This window comes from Treponema sp. (assembly GCF_051883275.1).
Classification (GTDB): domain Bacteria; phylum Spirochaetota; class Spirochaetia; order Treponematales; family Treponemataceae; genus Treponema_D.
Map to the genome: position 1 here is coordinate 18,138 of NZ_JBJETK010000065.1, position 24,056 is coordinate 42,193.

Annotated in this window: 27 protein-coding genes and 1 pseudogene; 8 read left to right on the forward strand and 20 right to left on the reverse strand. The window is 39.3% G+C overall.

Going from position 1 to position 24,056, the window contains the following annotated elements:
- Positions 1-180 precede the first annotated feature (180 nt).
- From truB to ACI4L0_RS10030, 6 genes are all read right to left on the reverse strand, one after another.
- Positions 181-2,037 (reverse strand): tRNA pseudouridine(55) synthase TruB, encoded by a 1,857-nt coding sequence (gene truB, locus ACI4L0_RS10005; protein WP_439800028.1) that lies wholly within the window; start codon positions 2,035-2,037, stop codon positions 181-183.
- The gene (rbfA, locus tag ACI4L0_RS10010; RefSeq protein ID WP_439800029.1) at positions 2,012-2,419 is read right to left on the reverse strand and encodes a 30S ribosome-binding factor RbfA; all 408 of its coding nucleotides are present in this window, start codon (positions 2,417-2,419) and stop codon (positions 2,012-2,014) included. The genes truB and rbfA overlap by 26 nt, the downstream gene beginning before the upstream one ends.
- The gene (gene infB / locus ACI4L0_RS10015; protein ID WP_439800030.1) at positions 2,419-5,181 is read right to left on the reverse strand and encodes a translation initiation factor IF-2; all 2,763 of its coding nucleotides are present in this window, start codon (positions 5,179-5,181) and stop codon (positions 2,419-2,421) included. The genes rbfA and infB overlap by 1 nt, the downstream gene beginning before the upstream one ends.
- Before the next feature lie 18 nt (positions 5,182-5,199).
- On the reverse strand, positions 5,200-6,660 hold the full coding sequence (gene nusA / locus ACI4L0_RS10020; RefSeq protein WP_439800031.1) for a transcription termination factor NusA: 1,461 nt from the start codon (positions 6,658-6,660) through the stop codon (positions 5,200-5,202).
- A gap of 11 nt (positions 6,661-6,671) precedes the next feature.
- Positions 6,672-7,139 carry a ribosome maturation factor gene (locus tag ACI4L0_RS10025; RefSeq protein ID WP_439800032.1) on the reverse strand — a complete coding sequence of 156 codons (468 nt, stop codon included), beginning with the start codon at positions 7,137-7,139 and terminating at the stop codon, positions 6,672-6,674.
- A gap of 246 nt (positions 7,140-7,385) precedes the next feature.
- Complete coding sequence (locus tag ACI4L0_RS10030) at positions 7,386-7,841, reverse strand: GNAT family N-acetyltransferase (RefSeq protein WP_439800033.1); 456 nt, start codon at positions 7,839-7,841, stop codon at positions 7,386-7,388.
- Positions 7,842-8,093: 252 nt separating this feature from the next.
- Between ACI4L0_RS10030 and ACI4L0_RS10035 the strand changes: the two genes are divergently transcribed.
- The 5 genes from ACI4L0_RS10035 to ACI4L0_RS10055 all read left to right on the forward strand — a co-directional run bounded on the left by ACI4L0_RS10035 (position 8,094) and on the right by ACI4L0_RS10055 (position 11,264).
- Positions 8,094-8,342, forward strand: a complete 249-nt coding sequence (locus ACI4L0_RS10035; protein WP_439800052.1) for a cysteine hydrolase family protein — start codon at positions 8,094-8,096, stop codon at positions 8,340-8,342.
- 708 nt (positions 8,343-9,050) lie between these two features.
- Positions 9,051-9,635: a DUF2589 domain-containing protein gene (locus tag ACI4L0_RS10040; protein ID WP_439800034.1), complete on the forward strand. Its 585-nt coding sequence runs from the start codon at positions 9,051-9,053 to the stop codon at positions 9,633-9,635.
- A gap of 68 nt (positions 9,636-9,703) precedes the next feature.
- Positions 9,704-10,285 (forward strand): DUF2589 domain-containing protein, encoded by a 582-nt coding sequence (locus ACI4L0_RS10045; RefSeq protein ID WP_439800035.1) that lies wholly within the window; start codon positions 9,704-9,706, stop codon positions 10,283-10,285.
- A gap of 30 nt (positions 10,286-10,315) precedes the next feature.
- Positions 10,316-10,867, forward strand: coding sequence for a DUF2589 domain-containing protein (locus ACI4L0_RS10050; protein WP_439800036.1), 552 nt, complete (start codon positions 10,316-10,318; stop codon positions 10,865-10,867).
- Between the two features lie 22 nt (positions 10,868-10,889).
- Positions 10,890-11,264, forward strand: a complete 375-nt coding sequence (locus tag ACI4L0_RS10055; protein WP_439800037.1) for a hypothetical protein — start codon at positions 10,890-10,892, stop codon at positions 11,262-11,264.
- A gap of 115 nt (positions 11,265-11,379) precedes the next feature.
- Here ACI4L0_RS10055 and ACI4L0_RS10060 read toward each other — a convergent pair whose 3' ends face one another.
- The 3 genes and pseudogenes from ACI4L0_RS10060 to ACI4L0_RS10070 form a co-directional block, all read right to left on the reverse strand.
- On the reverse strand, positions 11,380-11,901 hold the full coding sequence (locus ACI4L0_RS10060; RefSeq protein WP_439800053.1) for a tyrosine-type recombinase/integrase: 522 nt from the start codon (positions 11,899-11,901) through the stop codon (positions 11,380-11,382).
- 87 nt (positions 11,902-11,988) lie between these two features.
- Positions 11,989-12,279, reverse strand: a pseudogene (locus ACI4L0_RS10065) (phage integrase N-terminal SAM-like domain-containing protein); the annotation flags it as partial.
- A 197-nt stretch (positions 12,280-12,476) separates the two neighbouring features.
- Positions 12,477-12,812: a DUF2589 domain-containing protein gene (locus ACI4L0_RS10070; protein WP_439800038.1), complete on the reverse strand. Its 336-nt coding sequence runs from the start codon at positions 12,810-12,812 to the stop codon at positions 12,477-12,479.
- An 87-nt stretch (positions 12,813-12,899) separates the two neighbouring features.
- Between ACI4L0_RS10070 and ACI4L0_RS10075 the strand changes: the two genes are divergently transcribed.
- Entirely contained in the window at positions 12,900-13,181 is a 282-nt protein-coding gene (locus tag ACI4L0_RS10075; RefSeq protein ID WP_439800039.1) for a hypothetical protein, read from the forward strand.
- A 201-nt stretch (positions 13,182-13,382) separates the two neighbouring features.
- On the opposite strand, the gene ACI4L0_RS10080 is transcribed toward ACI4L0_RS10075, so the two are convergent.
- On the reverse strand, positions 13,383-14,039 hold the full coding sequence (locus ACI4L0_RS10080; protein ID WP_439800040.1) for a glycosyltransferase: 657 nt from the start codon (positions 14,037-14,039) through the stop codon (positions 13,383-13,385).
- A gap of 80 nt (positions 14,040-14,119) precedes the next feature.
- Here ACI4L0_RS10080 and ACI4L0_RS10085 point away from each other — a divergent pair, with 80 nt between their 5' ends.
- The gene (locus ACI4L0_RS10085) at positions 14,120-14,326 is read left to right on the forward strand and encodes a type II toxin-antitoxin system HicA family toxin (RefSeq protein ID WP_439800041.1); all 207 of its coding nucleotides are present in this window, start codon (positions 14,120-14,122) and stop codon (positions 14,324-14,326) included.
- Positions 14,323-14,724 (forward strand): helix-turn-helix domain-containing protein, encoded by a 402-nt coding sequence (locus tag ACI4L0_RS10090; protein ID WP_439795671.1) that lies wholly within the window; start codon positions 14,323-14,325, stop codon positions 14,722-14,724. The genes ACI4L0_RS10085 and ACI4L0_RS10090 overlap by 4 nt, the downstream gene beginning before the upstream one ends.
- A 74-nt stretch (positions 14,725-14,798) precedes the next feature.
- Here the strand turns inward: ACI4L0_RS10090 and ACI4L0_RS10095 are convergent, their stop codons facing one another.
- From ACI4L0_RS10095 to ACI4L0_RS10140, 10 genes are all read right to left on the reverse strand, one after another.
- The gene (locus ACI4L0_RS10095; protein WP_439800042.1) at positions 14,799-14,960 is read right to left on the reverse strand and encodes a hypothetical protein; all 162 of its coding nucleotides are present in this window, start codon (positions 14,958-14,960) and stop codon (positions 14,799-14,801) included.
- A 256-nt stretch (positions 14,961-15,216) separates the two neighbouring features.
- Positions 15,217-16,467 (reverse strand): ATP-binding protein, encoded by a 1,251-nt coding sequence (locus tag ACI4L0_RS10100; protein ID WP_439800043.1) that lies wholly within the window; start codon positions 16,465-16,467, stop codon positions 15,217-15,219.
- A 321-nt stretch (positions 16,468-16,788) separates the two neighbouring features.
- A complete protein-coding gene (locus ACI4L0_RS10105; protein WP_439800044.1) occupies positions 16,789-17,910 on the reverse strand; it encodes an NAD-dependent epimerase/dehydratase family protein in 1,122 nt (373 codons plus the stop codon).
- Between the two features lie 6 nt (positions 17,911-17,916).
- Entirely contained in the window at positions 17,917-18,990 is a 1,074-nt protein-coding gene (locus tag ACI4L0_RS10110; RefSeq protein ID WP_439800045.1) for a glycosyltransferase family 4 protein, read from the reverse strand.
- 140 nt (positions 18,991-19,130) lie between these two features.
- Positions 19,131-19,934, reverse strand: a complete 804-nt coding sequence (locus ACI4L0_RS10115) for a glycosyltransferase family 32 protein (protein WP_439800046.1) — start codon at positions 19,932-19,934, stop codon at positions 19,131-19,133.
- Positions 19,927-20,910, reverse strand: coding sequence for a glycosyltransferase (locus ACI4L0_RS10120; protein WP_439800047.1), 984 nt, complete (start codon positions 20,908-20,910; stop codon positions 19,927-19,929). The genes ACI4L0_RS10115 and ACI4L0_RS10120 overlap by 8 nt, the downstream gene beginning before the upstream one ends.
- 2 nt (positions 20,911-20,912) lie before the next feature.
- Positions 20,913-21,983 carry an EpsG family protein gene (locus ACI4L0_RS10125; RefSeq protein ID WP_439800048.1) on the reverse strand — a complete coding sequence of 357 codons (1,071 nt, stop codon included), beginning with the start codon at positions 21,981-21,983 and terminating at the stop codon, positions 20,913-20,915.
- A gap of 35 nt (positions 21,984-22,018) precedes the next feature.
- Positions 22,019-22,546, reverse strand: coding sequence for a glycosyltransferase family 2 protein (locus tag ACI4L0_RS10130; protein WP_439800049.1), 528 nt, complete (start codon positions 22,544-22,546; stop codon positions 22,019-22,021).
- 40 nt (positions 22,547-22,586) lie between these two features.
- Positions 22,587-22,904 (reverse strand): glycosyltransferase, encoded by a 318-nt coding sequence (locus tag ACI4L0_RS10135; protein ID WP_439800050.1) that lies wholly within the window; start codon positions 22,902-22,904, stop codon positions 22,587-22,589.
- Positions 22,905-22,952: 48 nt separating this feature from the next.
- The gene (locus tag ACI4L0_RS10140; protein ID WP_439800051.1) at positions 22,953-23,933 is read right to left on the reverse strand and encodes a hypothetical protein; all 981 of its coding nucleotides are present in this window, start codon (positions 23,931-23,933) and stop codon (positions 22,953-22,955) included.
- Between the last annotated feature and the right edge of the window lie 123 nt (positions 23,934-24,056).

Below are 24,056 nucleotides of genomic sequence, written 5' to 3' on the forward strand. Positions count from 1 at the left end.
CCAGTCCTTCGATTTTTACAGGGAACAAAAGTGGCGCTTTATATTCCAAGCAAAATCACAACGGAATGAACTTCCCTTTATTTTACTGATATAGAAAGAAAAGTCAATGTTAAGAAAACACCTAAGCATTGAATCGACCGATGAGAGAATCTAAAGAGCCGCGGATTACATACCCTTGAATCAGCAAAAAGTCAGACGGCACATTTTTTCCGCGACCGAAAGAGATGGAAGCGAAATATTCAAAAACCCGTTTTTTATCTCAAGCGATGTATGGAAAATCTGCTCCTCCAGTGTAACTGCCGCAACAGTGTAAATTCCGTCCTTTGGCAAAAGCTGATTTTTTTCATTGCAGAATTCAAAAACAGAAGATTCGCTTCCAGATGAAATTTCCCTGAAGCAAATTCCGCGGACATCCATGCTGAACGGGCGCAAAAGCATTTTCTGAACAAGCGCAAAATTTCCGGCGAGGATTTCAGAGCGGATCCGGCTGGTGCTGATTTTTTCGCCGCCAAGGGAAACATCGTCCTTCCTGCAAAGCTCAAAGTCCTTTTCCCGTGCGATTTCAAAAAGACCGTCCATGCCAAGCAAGCCTCCGCGGCCGCACTTAAAATCTCCGCCTTCCACCAGAACTTTCATTCCGCAGGACGAAACAAGCGTATCTATAAAATCGCTTCCGCTGATTTTTGAAAACTCCGGAGTAAAGTCCACAACAACAGCAAACGCCAGCCCCAGCTCCCTGAAAAATTCCAGCCGCTGCTCAAGCGTAAAGACCGCGCCGCCGTCATCCTGTTTTATTCTGGAAGAAAATGTCACAGCTCCCGGCACAAGGCAAGAATGGGAAACAGCAGTTTTTATAAGCTGAACATGACCGGCATGCACAGTTTCAAAGCCACCGACCGTCAGAGCGCATCCGCGGGCCTTCCATTCAACAGGAAAATCCAGAGCGCAAATCCCGTCCCATGAAAAAACCTTAAATTCATTTTTTTCAGGCGGAACAACAAAACCGTACGAAAGCCTTGCATCCTTGTTCTTGCAGATTATTCCGGCGAATTTTCCCGTGGAATAAAAAACAGCTATCTCATTTTCAACATTTCCGGTACTTTCAATGGCAAACATTTTCTGTGAAAGAGGTCTTCCATTTAAATATGATTTTTCAAACTCCGGCTTTAAAACATCGCAGCTGAATCCGCAGAGCGATGCCATATCCTTGGAAAAAAGCAAAAAATGATCTCTTATACCGCGGAGTTTTTCTACAGAATCCTCCTGGCGCTTCTTGAATTTCTTTTCAAGCTTCAGGTGGATTTTTCCTCTCTGCCGCTGAAAAAAAAGAGCATTCTGTATTCCGTTTTCAATAGAAAATTCCTTAAGCTCGCTAAAGCAGGCGGCATCTTTCAGTTCAAACGGCCCAACCTTTGTTCTCCTGAGAGCGCACAGATGGGCGCAAGTTCCAATACTGGCCGCAATATCCCTTGCAAGCGCGCGGATATAAGTGCCCTTGGAGCAGACAATTTCAAGAAGCGCATAGGAGCATCCGTCATCCTGTGTAGGTGCCTTGAAATCAAGCAGCTGATTCTTGTAGACAAAAACCTGTCTGCTTTCAAGCCGAATTTCATTTCCACCGCGGACAAGATCACTCGCACGCTTTCCGTCAACATGGAGCGCAGAGTAAATAGGAGGAACCTGAAGAATAGCTCCGGTGAATGACTTCAACGCCTGCTCAATGTCTTCCCTTGTAGCGGCATCCCCGTTTTTTACAACAGCTCCGGTTGGATCCAGCGTGTCAGTTTCCTTCCCGAAGCAGACAACCGCCTGATATGTTTTTGTAAAAGAAGTTACATGGGAAACAAGATGTGTCAGGCTTCCGGACAAAACAACAAGCAGACCTTCCGCAAAAGAATCAAGCGTTCCAGTGTGTCCGACCTTTTCTGTGTTCAGGGCATGCTTTATGCTCCACAGCGAAGAAAAACTTGTAATCCCCGGTGTTTTTGCATAAAGAACTATCCCCGATGTGCTATTCCTGCTCTTCCTGGCCGGCATCTTGCTCTTCTTGTCCGTTTTCAATTTTCCTAGACTCATTTTCAAGCGCATTGAGCTTTTGAACCATTTTGTAGCCTTCCTTCATGCTGAAATCGGCAACAAAAGTAAGCTTTGGAAATCTATAGATTGAAACCTTCTTTGCAATCGAAGACTGAATAAATCCAGCCGCGCTCTGCAAACCTTTTACTCCGCGCTCAACAGAAGCATCATCCAAAAACGAGGACACATAGACCTTTGCGCATGACAAATCCCTGACAACTTCAACACGGTTTATCGTAAGAAATTCATTCACGCGCGGGTCTTTTACTTCATGCCGCATTATAAGAGAAGCTATTTCCTCCCTGAGCTGGTTTCCCAGCCTGTCCATTCTATACTGGCCCATTACAAGCTCTCCTGCTCAGAGGAAGGATCAGCGGCGGCATTTGCATTTTTCTTTTCAGCCTCAGCCTGCTCATCAGCCAAAGTTTTTCCGAGCTTGCGCTTTACTTCAATCATCTCAAATGCCTCAAGCTGGTCTCCGATCTGAAGATCCTGCCAGTTTTCAATTCCGATACCGCACTCAAAGCCGTCCTTGACTTCCTTGGCATCATCCTTGAAACGCTTGAGGGAAGCGATTTTTCCTGTATAAATAACAACACCGTCGCGGATTACGTTTACACTGCATGTCTTTTTTATGACACCATCTGTAACGTAGCAGCCCGCAATAACGCCGATTTTTGGAACTTTGAAAGTATTTCTGATTTCGGCGGTTCCTGTTGTTTCTTCTTTTGTATCAGGCTGAAGCATTCCTTCCATAGCCTGCTGAATTTCTTCAACACACTTATAGATGATATTGTATTTGCGGATTTCAACTTTTTCCTGCTCAGCAAGGGACTTTGCCTTTGGAGTAGGACGAACATTGAATCCAATAATAATGGCATTTTCATCCGCGGCGGCAAGCGTAACATCGCTTTCGTTGATTGCGCCTGCGCTTGAATGGATAACCACAAGCCTAAGCTCTTTTGTGCTGAGCCTTTCAAGGGAAGTCTTGAGAGCTTCGGCAGAACCCTGCAAGTCCGCCTTGATAATCACCTTGAATTCCTTGACTTCGCTTGCCTCGATAGTAGAGTACAGGTTATCAAGGGTAACTTTCTTGACAGCCTTGGCATCCTCAAACCGCTTGAGTTCCTGGCGCTTAGCTGCAAAGGCGCGGGCATCCTTTTCAGTTTCTGTAACCTGAATCGGGTCGCCGGCATTCGGCATAGCCTCAAGTCCAAGCACCTCTACCGGCATGGAAGGAACGGCCTCCTGAATTTTCTGTCCGCGGTCATTGAAAATCGCCCTGACACGTCCGGAGTAAATTCCGGCAACAAGAGGATCGCCAATACAAAGAGTTCCACGCTGAACAACAACAGAGGCAACAACACCGCGCCCCTGATCCGTGCGGCTCTCAATAACTTTTCCCTCAGCGCGGCAGTCGTACTGCGCCTTAAGCTCAAGAACTTCCGCCTGAACAAGAATCGCATCAAGAAGCTCATCGATTCCCTGATGCTTCAAGGCAGAAATATTCACATACTGTGTATCGCCGCCCCATGCCTCTGGAGTAAGTCCTAATTCTGACAGCTGTGTCATGACTTTTTCCGGATTGGCATCAGGCTTATCTATCTTGTTGACAGCGACAATAATAGGAACCTTTGCATCCTTTGCGTGGTTTATAGCCTCCATTGTCTGGGGCATTACACCATCATCCGCGGCAACAACAAGAACTACAATATCAGTAATCTGAGCACCGCGGGCGCGCATCATGGTAAAGGCTTCGTGTCCAGGAGTATCAAGGAAAGTAATCACACCCTTTGGAGTTGAAACCTGATAGGCTCCTATCTTCTGCGTAATTCCGCCAGCCTCTCCGGCCGCAACATCAGCATTGCGGATAGCATCGAGGGTTTTTGTTTTTCCATGGTCAACATGACCCATAACAGTAACAATAGGAGGACGAGCGCGCTCACCTTCAGAGCTGCCCTTGTCGCTTTCTATAACAGTTTCATCATACAAGCTCACAAGATGAACCTGGCAGTTGTATTCAGAAGCAAGAATTGTTGCCGTATCAGAATCAATGGACTGGTTTATCGTAACCATCATTCCCATTGACATGAGCTTTCCAATAATCTCGCTCGCCTTCAGGTTCATTTTTCTAGCAAGATCTGAAACCGAAATTGTTTCCATGATTTCAATTTTCTCAGGAACAGCGCTTGCCGGAGTTGTATCATGCTTTTTGTTCTGATAAAGCTCTTCCTCGTCAAAGAAGTCTTCCTTATCTTTTCTATTATAAACCTGTTTTTTTCCTTTAAATTGCTTTTTTGCAGGAGCCTTGTTTCCGGCAATGGCTGAAGGGTCTGAAAAACCGCCAGCTCTCGGGCCTGAAAAACCTGTGCGCGGAACACCGCCTGAAAAGCCTCCAGGTCCGCGATTAAATCCACCTGGACCGCGGTTGAATCCGCTGCCCTGCTGTCCGCCGCCGTTTCTGAAGCCATTGCCCTGACCACGGTTGAATCCGCCGCCCTGCTGGCCTCCGCCGCTCCTGAAGCCATTGCCCTGACCGCGGTTGAATCCGCCGCCCTGCTGGCCTCCGCCGCTCCTGAAGCCATTGCCCTGACCGCGGTTGAATCCGCCGCCCTGCTGGCCTCCGCCGCTCCTGAAGCCGCTACCCTGGCCGCGGTTGAATCCGCCGCCCTGCCGTTCACGGTTCTGATAGCTTTCACGGGCCTGGCTTCCTGTAAATCCGCCATCTCTGCGGCCGCCGGTTCCGCCATAACGGTTTCTTCCGCCGCTTAAATTTCCGGCCTTTACATTCGGACGGACATTCGGGAATTCAAGAGTCTGAACCTGAGGCTTGGAAACTTCAGGCACAGCTTTTTTCTCTTCCGCAGGAGCATTTTCCTTGATAACCGGAACATCAGGCTTTACATCCTCAGTTTTGACAGATGAATCAGGAGTCTTTTTAGACACCACGTGAATTCGCTTCTTCTGTTGTTCTTTTGTGTCATTGGAAGGCGCCTTTCGCTTTATAACAATCTTCCGTTTTGAACTGGGTTCTCCCGCAGGCTGAGGCTCCTGTACATGTTTATTCAAAACCACTCCTGTTTTTTTCTCTGATTCATCTGCCATACTATATCCTACTACCTCTTATTCTTCTTCAAACGAAAATTCAACACCGCATTTCGGACATCTTGTCATATCCGGTGTAATTTTTTCACCACATTCAGGGCAGAAATATTCTTCCTCTGAAACCTCGTCTGCAGAATCCGAATTCTGCTGAGATTCCTCATCGTCTTCAAACTCTACATTTTCATTTATTATTGAATAAACTTCATCGAGCTGCTCTTTTGTCACTCCGCCAAGATTATCCAGCGAACCGTTTTCATAGGCAGAAACAAAAGCTTCTATATCATCACAGCCGGCTTCCTTCAGAATTTCAGCAACACGCTGATCAATTCCCGGAAGCTGCGCAACTGTAAGAATTTCATCATAAACCTCATTGCCAGAACCGCCAAAAAGCTCCTCGGCAGCTCTTCTTGTGTCATTTTCAGTAAGATCTTCGCTTGTAACCATCGCCTCAGTCTTGACGTCTATTGACCAGTTGCAAAGGCGGTTTGCAAGGCGAACATTCTGTCCCTGCTTTCCGATCGCAATGGAGAAATTTTCATCGGAAACAATAGCAAGCGCCTCTCTTTTTTCCGAATCCTTAATTACAACCTGCTTGACTTCAGCAGGAGAAAGCGCGTTTTTTATAAATACATGGGGATCTTCGTCATAGCGGAGAACATCGATTTTTTCGCCCTCCAGCTCGCGGATTACATTCTGAATGCGGACACCCTTCAGACCAACGCAGGCTCCAACAGGATCAACATCTATTTTATTTGAAGCAACTGCGATTTTTGTGCGGTAGCCGGGCTCGCGGGAAATATTCTTTACAAAAATTGTATTGTCCTGAATTTCAGGAACTTCAAGCTCAAGAATGCTTTTTACAAAATTCTCGTCAGTGCGGCTCAGAATAACCTGAATTCCGGAGCCGGAAGGAAGTCTTTTTACATCCTTTACAAGCGCGCGGATTCTGTCATTCTTTTCATAAAATTCACGCGGACTCTGGTACTTTTTGGGAAGCACACCTTCCACTTTTCCAAGCTCCACATAAATATTATCCTTGTGCATACGCTGGTAATACCCAATGATAATCTGCCCGATTTTTTCCTTGTATTCATCAAAAAGCTTTCTGCTGGAATTTTCGTTCAAATCCTTGTGGGCTTCCTGCTTGCCAACGGAAACTGCGCCGCGCTCAAAATCATGCTTTGGATCAAGAAGAATATCAAGCGTGTCATGCACAGCCGCTTCAGGAGCAAGCTTCTGCGCATCCTCGAGCTCAATTTCAATAACAGGATCGTAAACCCCGTCCACAACAGTTTTGCGCGCATAAACATTCACTTCCGACATATCATCCGCAAATTTTACAATGCAGTTGTCATATCCTTTTCCAAATGATTTTTGATATGCGGCAAGAATCATTCTTTCTATAGTTTGTTTAACTGAAGATTCATCGATTCCTTTTTCTGCAGAAAGTGCACGGATTGCATCTGCCATTTCTGACATAACAAGCCCCCTTATAAATGTAAAAATTTTGCTTTCGCAATATCAGCATAGGCAACAGTTTTTTCACTGCCGCCTTCAGTTTCCAACACAACACAGGATTTGTCAGCGTCCTTGATTTTTCCGCAGACCCAGTCGCCTGCGTTTTTATCCCAGACACGGACTTCCCTGCCTTTGAAGATTTCGAATTCAGCTGCATTTTTTAAATTGCGCTCTATTCCGGGCGAGCAAACTTCCATGGAAATATCGTCCTCGGACTTTCCAAGAAGCTTCAGCATTTCAGCAAACAGAGCGCGGTGTGCCTTTGCACAGTCCGAAACACCAATATTTTTCTTTGAATCAGAAGAAGCTATAACAGCAGAAACACAGAACTGTCCGTTTTTGGGAACAACATGAAGCTCCACAAGCTGGAATCCTTCCGCAGATACAGCGGCGGAACATTCATTGAAATACGGAATATCCTTGAAAGAACTATACTCCAAGCCAAACCTCTAAAATGCGCTTACAGAATCATTTCAGACTAAAAAAAAAGAGCCTTGTTTGAGGCTCAATTCTTAAAGAAAATCAAAATGTACATATACCATACAATTTTTATTTAATATTGTCAACAACGTGAAATCCCAAAGAAAGACAAGCAACTAGAGGTGGGCCATAAATTTTCTGTGCATCGGACAATTTTATGTGAAGAGTGCCGCTCAGAAAACAAAGGAAAAACTTGCGGAAAAAATTCACCGTGCCAGATTCAGCGTCATACATTCATCTGAATCGGAAAAGCCGAGGCTTTTGTAAAGCGGTCTGCCGGAAGATGTTGCATCGAGGCTGATTTCCGTGACGTTTTTTTGCTTTGCTTCGGTTATCAGCATCTGGACGAGGGTGCGGGCGATGCCCTGTCGTCTGTACGCGGTGTTTGTGTAGACGTTCATCAGGTGCGCGCGCTTTCCTGTCGGGTGCGAAAATGTCGGCATTACTTCGATGTACGAAATTGTTGCGCAGGCTGCGATTTTTTTGTTTTCGACGGCAATGGCTGTGCTCTGGTTTCCCTGCAAAAAATATTGCCTGCTGTTTTCTGTAAGTTCATCTGAAAAAATAAAATCGTCAGAAAGTCCGTTTACAATCCGGAGCATTTCAAGCCGGACTTGCATAAGAAGTTCTATGTCATCTTTTGTTGCCATTCTGTATTCCATAGCTTCATCCCGAAAAAAAGTTTGCAATCGACCTTTTCAAGAATTGACTTTTCAAATCCTTTTGTGGTCTATAAGAATTTTATCGCAATTACCGCACACTTTCAATCATGAAAAAATATTCCCGAAAAGCACGGAGATTTCAGTTGCAATTTCCGCAGTTTTTTATAGAAGGAAACTCTCTCTAAAGTTCAATTTTAGCTTTATGCCATAGCAAGAATTGCAGATCAGACAAAAGCCTTTAAAAGGACTGTTATTCTTGCAGGAACAACAACCCCTAACTGCATACGGACTACATGCTATGACGCCAATTCCCTGGAATACAATGTTGTAATTCTGGAAGACTGCTGTTCATCCCAGACAGAAGAAATCCAAAGGGCGAACATTGCAGATATGGAAAGAATGGGCGCTGTAATAATGAATTCAAAAGATTTTTATAATTACAGCGAAAATACCGTAGCAGATATGAGCAGAAGGATTTTTGAAGAAATTCAGGAAACCTGACATAATGCCAGAAAGTTTTAGTTGTGATATAGCTGTCTGAAAACTATCGTCATGGCTGTCTAAAAACTCTGTCATGCTGTCTGTGAACTTGTCATGCTGAACTCGTTTCAGCATCTGTGCTATAAGTGCATGGATTCCGAAACAAGTTCGGAATGACAGCCCCCACGTCATGCAGTGCAAGTGCCTATGTCATGCTGAACCTGTTTCAGCATCTATGCTATAAGTGCATGGATTCCGAAATGAAATTCGGAATGACAATATGATTAAAACTTATCAGATATCCCCTTAAAGACTTCAGTCGATCAAAAACAAGTCATTTTAAAAACACGCTGAAAATCCGGCCTCTGGAATCCGGGAAGATTTGAAATATGTATTCTGGCAGAACTTTTTTACGCGGATTGAATTGACTGCAAACTTTTTATGCTGTCAGAAAGAAAAAGCAATCTATTACAACAAAACAATGAAGCTGTCAATGTTTTTCTCTTAGACTTTTACGAATTTTTTGTCTTTTCTTTATCAAGTTTACAGTTTCTATTGCATTTTTCCTCCGTTTTCATGATTCCAGCTCTATATTTTCACAAAAAAATAGTTCTCATATCGCATTCAAGTACAAATTTTGTAAAAAGTTCCGTCAATCTTCTGTTGTATAAAAATGATAAAGAAACTTAAGGAAATGGCTTTCTGTCATTTTCTGCAGGAGGCATTTTTATGGCAATTTGGAATAAAGACGGACAGCGGAACGGTGAAAAACAGTCATCTGTTGACCTTTCAGATGTAATAAAGGGCATGCAGAATGCAGTGAACGAGGCAGAAAAAATGCTTGAGATGCACAATCTGCGTTCAATCAGGAATTTTTTCCACGAAGACGGCGACCCGAAGACAATCGAGCTTCATCTTACGGAAGACAACTATCTTGAAGTTCCGGTTCTTGCGCTTGCAAACCACAATTCCCTCAAAATCGACAAACTCACGATGGAATTCGAGGCAAAAATCGAGCAAGTCGGGATTTCAAATGCTGATGACATTCTGAAGGCGGTTCAGAAAGACGGAACGGTAGAAACCGAAACGACTGACAGAAAAGGCCAGTCTGGAAAAGAAAGGCAGGAGCGCAATGCCGTATTTTCTGTAGGATTCGCCGGAAAACCTGACTCAAATCTTCTCAAGGTCAAGCTTGAATTTTCATCGGCAGGACAGACAGAAGGTCTATCGAGGATTATCGACGAATACAACAAGCTGATTGTGCCTTACACCGCGATTGAAGGCGAAGATGCGTCGCCATGGAAAAACCACTAACCATAAATCTTGATTCTGCTGTCCGGGAGCAGAACAGGAAATAAATCTTATCTCATGAGGAGGATATTATGGGAGTAATTGCAGAAATGATGGGCGGACTTCCAATGGACACACTCATCGCAGCTCCATTAACATCTGTCGTTGATGCACAGCGGGGTCTTGCCGAAGTGATGGTTGATTATGTCAATCAGGTGGGTTACGACAAGCCGGGCGAATCCAGTGCGGCGCGTATGCTCAAATTCGAAATAGACAAACCTGTAATCTCAGAAGAATCGGTTACCACAACAAAGATGACGCTCCAGGCGCCTATGCTCGGTCTGCTGCCTATGCCATCTCTTCTTGTAGACCATGTGACAATCGACTTTCAGATGGAAGTCAGTGCAACAGAAACAGAAAAACAGAATACAGATGCGGAAGCTTCAATGAACGTTTCAGGCGGATGCAGATGGGTAAAAGCAACAGTTTCTGGAAAAGTTTCAACAGCAAAGGAAAACACCCGCTCTACAAACCAGACAGCAAAATACCAGGTGCATGTCGAAGCAAAGCAACAGCCGCAGACAGAATGCCTTGCAAAACTTATGGATATGTTCGCATCATGCACTGAGCCTGTAAAGCTTGAAAAGCAGTCAGATGGAAGCAAAGCTGCATAGCGCTAAAGGCTGACAAAAAAGGAGGAAACGATGGCTACAGAAACAGGCACTGACATGAAGAACAGCGTTACCGGAATATCAATCGCAGATTTGATTGCCGCCCCGCTTAAAGCAGCCGCCGATGCACAGCTGGATCTTGCAAAGAGCAATGTTGATTTCATCCGTACAGTTGGAATTGAAAAAAGCGATGACGGAAAAGAAAAAACACGAAATCTTTCGTTCACTCTGCACAAAACGGAAAAAGACGGCAAAAAAAACGAACTGTCCGTTCAGGCCCCGCTTCTGGCTGTCGTTCCCATTCCGAATCTTGCAGTGGAAGAAGTGAATATAGAATTCCAAATGGAAGTTACTTCCGCAACAAAGGAAAATGCAAGTTCCTCAGCGGAAAATAACACAAATGAAGAAAGGGAAGGAATAACCGTCTGCGGAAAAGTTTCTGCAAACGCGGCAAGCACAAGGAAAACAAACCAGAGCGCAAAGTACCAGATTCAGGTGAAAGCAAGAAAACAGGAAATGCCGGAAGGTCTGAGCCGTATGCTTGATATTCTTGCCCAGTCCGTAAGCGGATTCAAGAAAGCGTAAAAGTATTTGGAGGAAAAATATTATGAAAAAAATAATTATTGTTGCACATGGACTTTCCAAGAAAGGAGCCAGTCACCCTAATATCAAGACAATTACCAAGGCTGAACAGCCTCTCTCATTTCAGGAAGGTATAGAATATATGAACGGAAAGGTTTTTCCAGAATATTCATCTGCTTCTATGAGCGAATTTTCTTCGTTAAGTGATGAAGAATGCCTTCAAATATTCGGTAAAATTCCACAAGGAACTGGCATTGTCAATACTGGAATACGACGTGGCGGTTGCCATGGTGATGAAGTTTTTGTATTGCGGAATTGTGAAAAATCTCTTCCTGAAATTGGAATTTACGCAAGCAACAACAAAGTCAACATAATAATGTTGGCATGCCGCACATATTAATAATGCACCTAAAATCACAGGGAACGGGAAGCTTGTACGACCGTTCCCCTCATCTTTTTCTTCAGAAGCTTCATATTTGAACTTAACAGATCTTTATAATTTCAATGAGGAAATCTTACAGCCCCAGTGCCTCTATACGCTCTTTTTTTTCTGACATTGTTGTACGGGTATAAATTCTTGTGGTTTCGATGGAAGAATGCCCTAAAATATCGGCAAGTTCGCAGACATCCTTGTATGTGCCGATGTATTCCTTTGCAAAAAAATGACGAAAACTATGTGCATGCACATATCCCTTTGGAAAATTCAGAAGGCAGGAAATTTTGTCCAACTGTCTCCAAAGATAGCTTTTATCCATCATTTTATCAGGATTTTTTTTTGAATGAAAAACAATGCCTTTTTTGATTCCTACTGAGTTACAATATTCCAAAAGCAGACAACAGATAGAGTTTGGAATAAAAATTTCCCTTGCCCTGCCCTTGTTTACGACAGAACAGATACCTGTAAATAAACTTTCAACTGTTATGTAAGCCAGCTCCCCTACTCTGATTCCAGAAGATGCAAGAAGCCTCATTATATAATAAAGACGCTTGTTCCCAGTCTCCAAAGCTTTTCCAAGCATTTTTTTATAATCTTCCATAGAAAAGACCGATTCTAAACTTCCATATCTCTGCATTTTAAATAATTTTAAATAAAGACTTTGATTTTTAGCATAAATTCTAAAAAACTTATTCAAAACGATAATCACAGAATTACAGCCACTTGCTTTACGTTTGGAAATCAGATAATTCCTATAATCTTGAAGCACAGGCAAGTCAATTTTCTTTACACATTTTTCTTCGCACCATACAAGAAATAAACGCACATCGCTAATATACTTTTTTACAGTCTTTCCGGATTTATCCTCATTTTTAAGCATCCGCTCGAAGTCTACTAATTTTACCTTGGCATTCGAACATTTCATAATTCTCCTCAAAACACATACAAACTTTGAAGAAAAAAGTCCCGTGAATTGCATTATGAAAAATTTAAACTTTCGAAAAGTATAATTTGTTTGCAGCCTTACGAACAGTCTAAGCTATCCTGTCGTCATCAAACAAAAACTACGACTTTTTTCTCCTGCTGAACATTCTATTTCTTTTTCGTAGGTTCTAACAAACCTACGAAAAAAGCCATCAGGCTTTTTTCGTAGGTTTGTCAATGGATATATTAAAATTATGAAGGCTTATTTTCAGATACCGTAGATGAAACTTCCATCTGAAAATCAACGGCTTTATCATCCATTAATATTTCATGAAGTTTCAAAAGTCCTAACAGAGGTACATTTTCAGGAGTTTTTCCACTTTCATATTCCCTTATAGTTTTTATAGCCTGCTCAACTTCATCCTCTACAGCTAAGAGATTCTCAGAATCATACAATCGGATATTCTTCTTATAAGCAGAGGATGCTTCAGCCAATCTATCTTGTGCCTTACAAGCAGCAGCTAATGGACTTCCAATAATAATTGGCATTGGATCTGGATTAAGATTTTGTTTTGTTTCATTTGCCATAGTTACCTCCAATTAATATTCTACATGATTTTCACAAAAGAAGTAAAATAATTTTGTCAAATGTTGTTTGTGTTCCATTTTTGAACATTGCAACAAGATTCTGTTTTTCTTCTTTTGTATATTGTTTCCGCATTTTTTTACCTCGCCGGTATTGTAATGCACAGGGATTTTTTTTGTTACAAGGGTAGAATTGACGGATACGAAATAAAAGCCGGTTCAACCTACTCGCCCGACTATTTCAAGAATCTTAAACATTGGTCAATGCTCACTAATACAAAGGAAGATTTCTGCAAAATTATTTACACAGGCGAAACAACCATGCAAACTCAATATGGAGAGTTAGCAGCATGGGGAAAATTGGAAATGTAGATTGAGAAAATATTGTGGCGTTTCCAGTGGAATATATTTATGAATTTGATTAACCTACTCGCAGCTGAAAGTATGCCCTTCCACCTTGCGGACAAACTCGTAGTCAATTGTGCGCTTCAAGCCCTCTTATAGGGAAACTGGGGCTGAAAATCCTGTTTGTGGAACGCGGGAAGATTTGAAATAGAGAATTAAGATCAAAAATCAGTTTATAAGCGAACCATATATTTCTGACATATTGTTTACGGCTATACTAACAGAATACTTTTGCGCCTCGATGACATTGCGTCTTCCCATTTCTGTGCGCAGGGCGGGATTTTTGTAAAGAGTATAGATTGCCTTGGCAAAACCGGCAGAATCGTTTTCGCCAAACAGAAAACCGTTTACGCAGTCTTCAATTACATCAGTATGACCGCGTATTTTTGAAGCAACAACAGGAAGACCTGTGGCAATCGACTCTATCATAGAAAGCGGAAGTCCTTCCTGATGGCTCGGCATGACAAGAACATCGCTTATTCGGCAGTAATCTGCAACATTTTTTGTATAGCCTGTAAACGTAACATAATCCATTTTGTTTTGGGCAGCAAAATCTTTGTAATGTTCCAGAATCTCGCCTTTTCCGCAAAGAATGACTTTTAGTGCGGGAATCTTTGCTTTCAAATCAGGCAGAATATCGAATAAAAGTTTATGATTTTTCCGGGGAATGAACTCCGCAGTATAAATCAGAATGAAATCTTCACTGCCATATCCAAGTTCAGAACGAAGTGCATTTTTTTCTTCAGCAGAATTGACAGGACGGAAACAACCTAAGTTCACGCCAACTCCGTCAATCTTGAAAACTTTAGAATGATTTTTTTTCATATTTAATTCTCCTGGCAATGTATTTCTGGTTTAAAAAATTAAACTTGTATATACAACATAAATATTGTATAATTCGGCCAATGGGCATGACTGCAAAGCAAATAATAAAAATTCTAAAAAAACATGGCTGGAAATTAAACAGAATAAAAGGCTCTCATCATGTCTTTATAAAAAAAGGTTCTGACAGACCTGTAGTTGTTCCAGTTCATGGAAATATAGATTTGGGAAAATTTGCTGATGATATACTGAAAGAAGCTGGAATTAATCTTAAAGGAGGCGCAAGATGACTTATAACTGTACTATCGAACAGCAAGGTAAAAATATGTACATTGTGCATTTTCCAGATATGCAGAATGTTGCTACTTACGGAAAAACACTGGAAGATGCCAAGAATATGGCGAAAGAAGCACTTGAAGCCGTTCTTGAAACAGACATAGAAGAAAACTTCCCTATTCCAGAACCTGAATACAAGGGCGGAACAGAAATAGAAGTTTCTCCGAAAATTGCATTTGCAATAGAGCTTCGAAAAGCCCGGGGAAACCGTACTCAAAAAGAAGTCGCACAAAGAGCCGGAATGTCATATCAGCAATACCAGCGGCTGGAAAATCCAAAAAAGACAAATCCGACGCTTGAAATGCTATACAGGCTTCAAAAAGTCTTTAAAAGACCATTTTTAGCGTTGTAGCTCTAATTTTAGATTTTTGTAAAAAATATAGAAATTTAGAAATAAGTATCGAAATTTTTACGGTTAAATAAAAATTATCCTTTTATTTTGCTGTCTGTTTTTTTCAAAAACTTAAGAAGCTCATCGCCACAAAGCATTTTTGCAAGTCCGAGGCGATTAATTGAAGGCAAAGGCATTTTTTCACTGTCAATCAACTGTTGAGCAATTTCTACTGCTGATTTTTTGCTATTTATCACAAAATTCTTTCTGATACTGCTAGTTGCCATACTGCACCTCCAATTTTTAATATAAATCACAACAATACAAAAAGCAAGTGTTTTCTACAAATGTTGCAGCATAAAAAACACAAACATTTTTAGAATGATTTCTTTGCTCTTTCATAGTCTTCCTCGTTTATTGTCACAATCACATCTGTGCAGTGTGAAAGCCATTTTTCCATAGGATAATACAAAAGCCAAGGATTTCTATTTTTTTAATGAAGTTTTGTGAAGCTTAAAGCTCAAGGCTTTTCTCATCAAGAAGAAAATCCAAAATGTTTATAACGAGGTAACCTTTTTGCGTGTGCCACAGCTTTATATCGTCCTGTGTTACGATTATTTTTTTGAACGAATCTGAAATGCGGTCAAGAGAAGCCGTTTCCTGGCTCATTTTTGCTTCATCAGGAACAGAATATGCTGACTGTATATAATACCGCGAACTTCCTTTGTTGCACACAAAGTCAATTTCAAGCTGAACATTTTTCTGCTTTCCATCAGAATCCTTTATATGCTTCTCAACAACGCCAACATCAACATTGAAGCCCCGGACTAAAAGCTCGTTGTAAATAATATTCTCCAAAATATGGCTCGGCTCCTGTTGCCTGAAATTCAGTCTCGCATTTCTAAGTCCCACATCGGTGAAATAAAATTTCCTGGCCGAATTTATGTACTTTCGCCCTTTCACATCATAACGCTCGGCCATCTCAATCAAAAAAGCATCCTCCAGATATGAAATATACGAGGAAACAGTCTTGTCATTTGTCATAATTCCATTTGACACAAATGTATTTGAAAGCCTTGTTGCGTTTGTAAGAGAACCGACAGTAGAGGCAAGAAAATCCACGATTGATTCAAGAACTGTGTCGCCCTTTAAATGATTCCGTTCCACAACATCTTTTAGATAGACGCTCTTAAAAAGATCCTGCAGGTATTTCGCTTTTTGCTCGTCAGATTTACAGGAAAGAATTCGCGGAAGCCCGCCGTAAAGCATAAATTCCCGCCAGGCATCATTTTTTTCTCCGTTGTACACGCTCAGATACTCAGCAAACGAAAGCGGATAAACACGAACTTCATCTCCACGGCCTCTGAATTCGGTAAGAATGTCAGAAGAAAGAAATCTTGAATTGGAGCCTGTAACATAAATGTCAAGGTTTTCTTTCCGCGAAAGTCCGTTCAAAACGCTTTCAAAACCTTCACAAAACTGAACTTCGTCAAGAAAAACATAAAAAGTTCTGTTTTCGACAGTCCTGCTTTTTATATACTGGCTAAGATTTTTTCGCTCCCGAAGCTCTTCAAAATCATCATCATCAAGAGGAATCTCAATAATATCCTCGTTTTGAACTCCAGCAGAAAGAAGATATTTTTTATAAAGCCTGAACAGAAGATAAGATTTTCCGCATCTGCGCACTCCTGTGATGACTTTTATTGCACCGTTATTTTTTCTGTCAGCAAGTGCCTTTACATATCCACCGCGTTCTATTTCCATGCTGTCTCCATTTCGGAAAAAGGTATTTTATATCTTTTTCCGAAGTATAATAACATAACTCTTCTTTAGCAAGATAAAAGTCGTTTTTTTTGTGCAAATGAGCAGATGAAATAAAACAAAAAATTCTTATAAAAATCAATGCTTGGACAGATGATTTTTCATTGGAGCAAAACAGAGATTTTAATGCATCCTAAAAAACTATTGAACAATTAACTTTTTTTCATCAGCAATAGCCGGAAGCTATGAAACCTAAATAATATGATTTACAGAACGTAAACCGCGCGATTACAAAATGTAAAACAAACTGTTTTATATGCAAAGCTACTCGCAGTGGAAAACGTGCCCTTCTGTCTTTTTCACAAACTCATAGTCGATTGTGCGGCGGAGGCCTTCTTCCAATTCAACAGGCGCTTTGAAGCCGGTTTCAGGCACGCGCGAACTTTTGAAATATGTATTCTGGCAGAATTTCTTTACGCGGATTGAATTGATTGCAAACTTTTTATGCAGGATAAATGCCAGAAGGTCAAAGCATAGACCGCCGAAGTATGCAAGCCAGTACGGAAAGTGAACGAGTCTTGTCTTAGGTTTTCCCAATGCCTTGTAGCAGTCAAGGACAAGGTGGTTCATATCGTAGGCAGGTTCGTCGCAGTAATTGAAAAGGTGCTGTTTTCCGGCATTAGTTCCGTCAAAGTCCTTTTCAAAACAAGGCAGTTTTTCTTCATTTTCAATGCAGAACTGAATGAACGCCGCAACATTTTCAACATAATTCATACTCTTGCGGTTCGTGCCCTTCCCCACCATCGGGAACTTTCCGCCGGCAATCTGACGCAGAAGGTTGTAGACATTTCCACGGTTCTGCTCGCCGAAAATCACTGTCGGACGGATTACAACCGCGCGTTTTTTGCTGTCAGCCTCAAGCCATTTTTTGTATTCCTGCTCTGCGGCGTATTTTGTGCGTCCATAGTCGTTGAAATATTTTATCTCTCCGCTTTCGTCAGTTCCAACCGGAGCGAATCCGTAGACAGCGACTGAACTTGTGAAAACCACTTGATGAATTTTCAGTTTCGTGCAGGATTCAAGAACATTCGCGCTTCCTTGAACGTTTACTTCATCATAAAGCGACTTGGGCGTAACATCATCCCTGTGTTCCGCCGCAAGATTCACAACCGCGTCGCTTCCGGCTAAGACTTCTAAAAGAGAGTGCATCGGCTGGGCTTTTTTCGCAATTTCATCCGCGCCGGGAGCCATTGCCTCGTCGGTAAGACTCGCCTCAAACTCATTTTTCTCTTCCGGCGCGTTTCTTATGTCAACACGTTGCCAGAGTTCTGGATAAGTTACGCTTTTCCGTTTGTCAGCGATTTTCACTGTGTGCCCGGCTTCAAGCAAGCGTTTTGTGAGTCTTGTTCCAACGAAACCTGAACCGCCGATTATTGTGATTTGCATTGTTATCTACTCCTTTTTTTTCAACAAATTCTCATAAATTGATTTATAACCATTCCACATCTTTTCTAGTGTGAAATTCTGTAGAAATTTCTGGTATGATGCTTCTTCCATCTTTAAACACAAATCATCGTCAGAAAAGATTTCTCTTATCGCGTTGCAAGCAGAATCAATATCATTTTCAATAAGACGACCATTTGAATCATCTACCAGTTCATAAATACCGCCGACATTAGAAGCAACGACAGCCTTTTTCTGACTCATTGCCTCAATAATAGTCATAGGCAGACCTTCGAAATTTGAAAATAAAACAAACAGGTCGCAAAAATGAATGTAACTGCTTGCACTCGGCACATCACCAAGTAAATTAACGTTTTCAGGAATCCTATATATGGAAGAAAGTTCTTCTGCTGAATACTCAGGAGAACCACCAAACCATATAAACTGATAGTCAGGCAGTTTTTCTGCAACTTCCAAAAACATCTGAATTTTTTTTTGGGGGGAAATTCTGGCAATTGTCATTACAGTTTTTTTGTCTGTTTTTACAGGAAACTGTAATGATGGAAAAATAGATTTTTCATCTATTCCATTGTAAACAGTGCTGACATTTTTTATTATTTTTTCTGATCTCAGATTTTTATTGTCATAATCAGAAACACCTACAATTGCACCACAAAAATTCTGTAAGATTTTTTCAAGAGGAAGGAAAATACGATATTTTAAACGAATAGAATCAAAGCCATGTACGGTATATACAACTTTTCTGCAATGCGGGAATGCGACAAGCCTGCCTAACACACCAGTCTTGCTAGAGTGCAAATGAATAATATCTGGCTTAAATTGTTTTATAACCTTTTTAAGCTCAAAAAAAACAAGAATATCTTTCTTTGGCTTTATGGGCTTTACCATATTCTTCAATTTGAACTGAAGAACACTTTCTGGTAATTGTTCCCATAGATAGCCGCCTGCCATGCTTGCAACAGCAACTCTATTGCCATCTGCAACCGCTGAACGGCATAAGTCAATACACACTTTTTGTGCACCGCCCAACTCTGTGTTGGTAATAATGTGGAGAATTTTCATAAAATATGAACCTTGGAAATTGAAATTATTTAGTCAACTTTGAAATTTATTTTGAACGATGTTTTATATTTTTTATGACGCATAATAAGGAAGATTGAATTTTGAGAAGTTCGCCGTGTTGGAAAGAAAAAGGAGTTTTTTCATTTTTTTGCTCCAAATAGTTTTCTGATTGTCGATTTGAATCCGACCTCTTTAATCACACAAATAAACTGCAAGGGAAGAAGAACAACTTTTGCAGCTTTTATTCCGATTTTTTTTGCAAGCATATTTCTTAGTTCCATATATTTTTTCCGAAGCGGTATTGTCCAGGTTGCGGCATAGTGATGAATTGTCCGCGTGTTTTCAGTTATTTTCAGTTCGCCTGTCGAAGGGTTTATCGGGCAGAAATAGTCGGCAGGATAAACCGTTACACCGGCGACAGTCTGGATTTCATCAGAATCCTTGAGCCCAAGCTTCTTAAAAATACCAGAAACACGCTCAACAACAGTTGTTAAATTCATTGAGCCGTTTTTTCTTAAAAATGAACTTTGCATATAAGAATCTAGAATTTCTTTATAGACTGGACTCGCCGCCGGGCTTGCTATGCCAAGTCCGGCGTTGAGAGAGCCGGCGCAGCCGGTTCTCTCAACGCCAGCAAAAGCTCCCTGCTCAATAATATCATCAAGACTTCTTATAACTTCCACATCTGTGTCAAAGTAAATTCCACCATACTGATACAGAATATCAAAGCGGGCATAATCGCTAACAAAAGCATATTTTTTTGCATCATACGCCTGCGCAATGTAAGGAATCTTTCTGACATCATAATTAGACTCATTCCATTCTTTTATTTCATAACCAGGAAAAAACTTTCTCCAGGAAGCAAGGCATTTTTCGGCAAGCTCAGGAAGCGGATTTTCGCCGAACCAGCAGTAATGGATTATTTTAGGAATCTTATCATTCATTTTCTAAACTCCTGTAAAGTTCTGAATATTGAGAAAAAATCACATTTTTTGAAAATCTTCTTGCATTTTTTATTCCCAATTCAGCATATCTTTCATACAACAAATTATCAGAAAACAATTTCTTTAATGCATTTGAAATATCCTCTACCCTGTTTGGATTTATGTAATAGACCGCATCCTGTCCAACTTCCCTTACAATAGGCAAATCGCTAGAAATAATTGGTTTTTGCATGACATTTGCCTCAATAATTGGAAGTCCAAAACCTTCGTAAAACGTCGGAAACACCACAAGCTTTGCACGGTTGTAACAATCAACAATTTTCTCATAAGTGATGTCAAAAGCATTTTCATAATCAATTTCATATTCTTTTAATAGTTCAAGTTGATTTTTATTCAGTTTACCAATCACAAGAAGTTTCGCATTTATTCCTTCCATTGCTCTAATTGTTGATTCAAGATTTTTTCTTACTCCAGTTCCAATCTGCAAAACAACTGGCTTTGGCTCGAAATTAGATTTGTCATTTGGGACAAGCCTTTCATCATAAGAATTGTAGATAACATGAAGATTTTTTATTTTTTTCCATTTTTGCTTTAGAAATTCTTCTTCCGTTTGATTCGAGACAAAAGTTATTGCATCTGAAAAATATTCTGCAGTTTTAACATAGACAAGAATTTTCAACAGTCCATATAAAAAATTTCTTGAAGCATACAGTGTTCCAAAATCGTGAAAAGTTACAATTTTTTTACCTTCTAAAAATGGCACAAGATAACTTTCTGTCTGAGCCGCAATATGGTTTATTTTTCCCTGTTCGTCCTTTGCAAATTTTATATTTTCCAACATTCCCCTTAATGTTGTCGAATGGCAGGGACAAACTTTAATAACTGCGCCTGTTGCTTCTGCGACTCTTTGTGCATATCCTTCTATTGAATTTTCACCATCAATTTTTTTTCTTAAGAAAATAACTCTTTCGTCCATAATTAATGAAAAATATTTCCTCCGCTATTCATAAAATTTTGTCTGAAAAAAATATAAAAATTTATAGCTATAAAAATTGGAATAATAATAAATTCTGTTTTTTTCTTTTTGTATTCTTCAAGATAAAAAGATGCCTGAGGAATATTGCTTATCAAGAACAACTGATTAATTCTTGCAAATGAAGCAATTGCAGAAAAAGCAATCATAAAATAAGCAGATAAAATCATATAAAGAGATGTTTCACGTAAAAAAGGATTTTGTTTTTTATGATTAAATAAAACTATAAAAGTCATTAAAAAAGAAATTGAATAAATAATTACAGTCTTTAACCCACCTGCTGAATGTTCCTTTTCCAAATAATTATTAACTTTTACTGAAACCATTGATAAAACATTGTTTGCAGACAACTCTCCCAAACTCCTCAAAAACTTTATAAAAACTTTATCATTTATAAAAAAAGCCAATGGAATCAGAATAAACAATCTATATGAAATCTTTTCATTCTTTACAAAAAACGGTAGCAAGCCAAAAATTCCAACTGTATGAAAGGAAAATGCCAATAAAACACAAAGCAATGCTCGTTTTTTCTGATTTTTTGACAAATAATAAATTTCCAATAAAATCAATGAAGATGCTAATCCATGACGCAAAACTATAATTTCATTCAAAAAATAAAAACATGATATGTATGTAAAAAGAGAAATAAAAATATTTTTACAGTTCTTCAATATTATAAATCTGTAAATTAGGATTGAAACTGCTGAAAGAAAGAAAAAATAAAAATGATAATTTAATCCAAAAGCATTAAAAAAAATGCAAAGCAACTCCCAGCCAGGCTCATACCCTAATATATATGGAACAAAATTACCTATACTTGGCACTGAATTATAGAAAAGCACATAATTATTTGTGTCATAGCAAGTTTCTGGAGTCTTTGTCGAAGCAAACAAGATCAACACAATACAGAAAACGTTAAAAATATATTCTTTATATTTTCTGTGGATTTTTGTGAAATCTAGACCAATGGACAAGAATGATACAAAAAAAATTAGTAAAACAATTTTAGCTGACATATAACTTCCATAATTTTTTACGCATATTTTTTGTTCTATAGAAAAAAATAAAATAGATATAACTGTTCTAAAATAAAAATCATAAACAGCCAAATTTTCTTGTGATTATTTTTCTTAAAATATAGAATTCTTGAAAAAAGAATCTGAATTGATGAAAAAGAAATATACCTATCTAATGATTTCATTTTTATCTTATTTGACTTTCCTTCAAGATGAATTATCTTAGGATCTGATATTAAAATCCGTTTTAAATTATTTTTATTCATTTTTAATTGCAAATCAGTTTCTTCAAAATACAAGAAGTATCTCTCATCAAATTCTGCAAAACTATTATTACGGATAAATAAATCAGCACCTGTAACATAGTCAACAGATTTATAAACAGCATTTCCAACCTTACACTTTTTCTTATGAATCTGTTTTATATGAAATAAAGAAAGTAAAGAATTTATAGAAATCGAAACATTTTCTTTTATAAACCTAAAAATTTCTTTCTTATAAGTCGAAAACTCTCCGCCCGAATGTATCAAGTTGCCTTTATCATCTTGGAGAACACAGCCCAAGGCCCCGGTTTTTTCTTTTTCAGAAGAATTCTCCCAATAATCAAAAAAAAATCTTCACAGCTTTGTTTAACAAGACAGTATCACTGTTCAGATAGAAAATGTATTTTCCTTTTTCAATTTTCAATCCACGATTATTTGCAGCTCCGAATCCCAGATTCGCATTGTTTTCTATCAAAATAACCTGTGGAAACTCAGATTTTATCATCTCAATGGATCCGTCAGTACTCCCATTGTCAGAGACAATCACTTCAAATAAAATTCCGTTTGTTTGTTCAAAAATCGATTTTAGGCAGTTTTTAGTCAATTCTAATGTGTTGTAATTCACAATTATTATTGATACATCAAGTGTATTTTCCATCAGGCATACCACCTGATGTTATTTTCTTTAGCAAACTTCTTGACAAAGTCAAATCGTACTACATAATTCTGCTGTCTGCTGAGTAAACTCTGTTATCCAATTATTTATTGTATATTGCGAAAGATTATTTTTCACAAATGGTTTTGAAAGAAACATTTTTATATCCTCAAGATTTTTATCATTTAACACAAAAACATTTTCAGGTCTGTAAAACACTTCATTTTTTATACTTTCATTATTTGTAATTACTTTACGACCGAAAAATAATGCTTCAAGAACCCTCTGCGTAAGACCATTCTGTCCATTTACAGGAATATCAAGAACTGCACGGCTGTTGTAGATTCTTCTAGAATTTTCCAAAGAACCAATTCGTCCATTTATAAACTTTAACATTTTTTCTTTTTTGGGACTTTTTTCGTCTTTTAGAACATTAAAATCACATATCAACCCAAGCTTAGAAAAATCTTCATATAAAGTATTTAAGATTTCGTAGCGTCCTCTATCAAGACCAACAAAGTAAATATCTTTAAGTTGTTTACCATCTTTCTTAGGTTCTTGTTTTAATTCAGGCAAATAACCTACAGTATTTTTGTAATTTAATTTGTATTTTTGAGAGTCGTTGTAATCAAATGTATAAACTTCATAATGTTTTTTGAAATATTTAAGAAATCGCTTTTCAGCCTTATTGTGAACAGAATCCCAAAGCCATAAAAATCTTCTCTCTGCCTTACAAAGTTTCAAAAAAGCAAAACTTATACTAGGAGATATTCCAAAACCTCCACCAAAAACCAAAATAGAGTCATTTACCTTTATTTCAGATATTTTTTCTAAAAATAACTTTTCAAAATTAAAATTAAAGGGAATATTTAGAAAAAATCCTAGATGAAGAACAAATCTTGATATTTTGTTTTTATACTTCCAAAGAGATTTTCCCGCAGGAATTACTTTTACATCTGTTCTGTTTAATTCTGAAAGAACTTGCCTTGCACATTGATTTTTATCAATATCATTAAAAAACACATACAACATCAGGCACACCACCTGATGTCATTTTCTTTAGTAAACCTCTTGACAAAATCAAATTCTACTACATAATTCTGCTGACTGCTGACTGCTGACTGCTGACTGCTGACTGCTGACTGCTGACTGCTG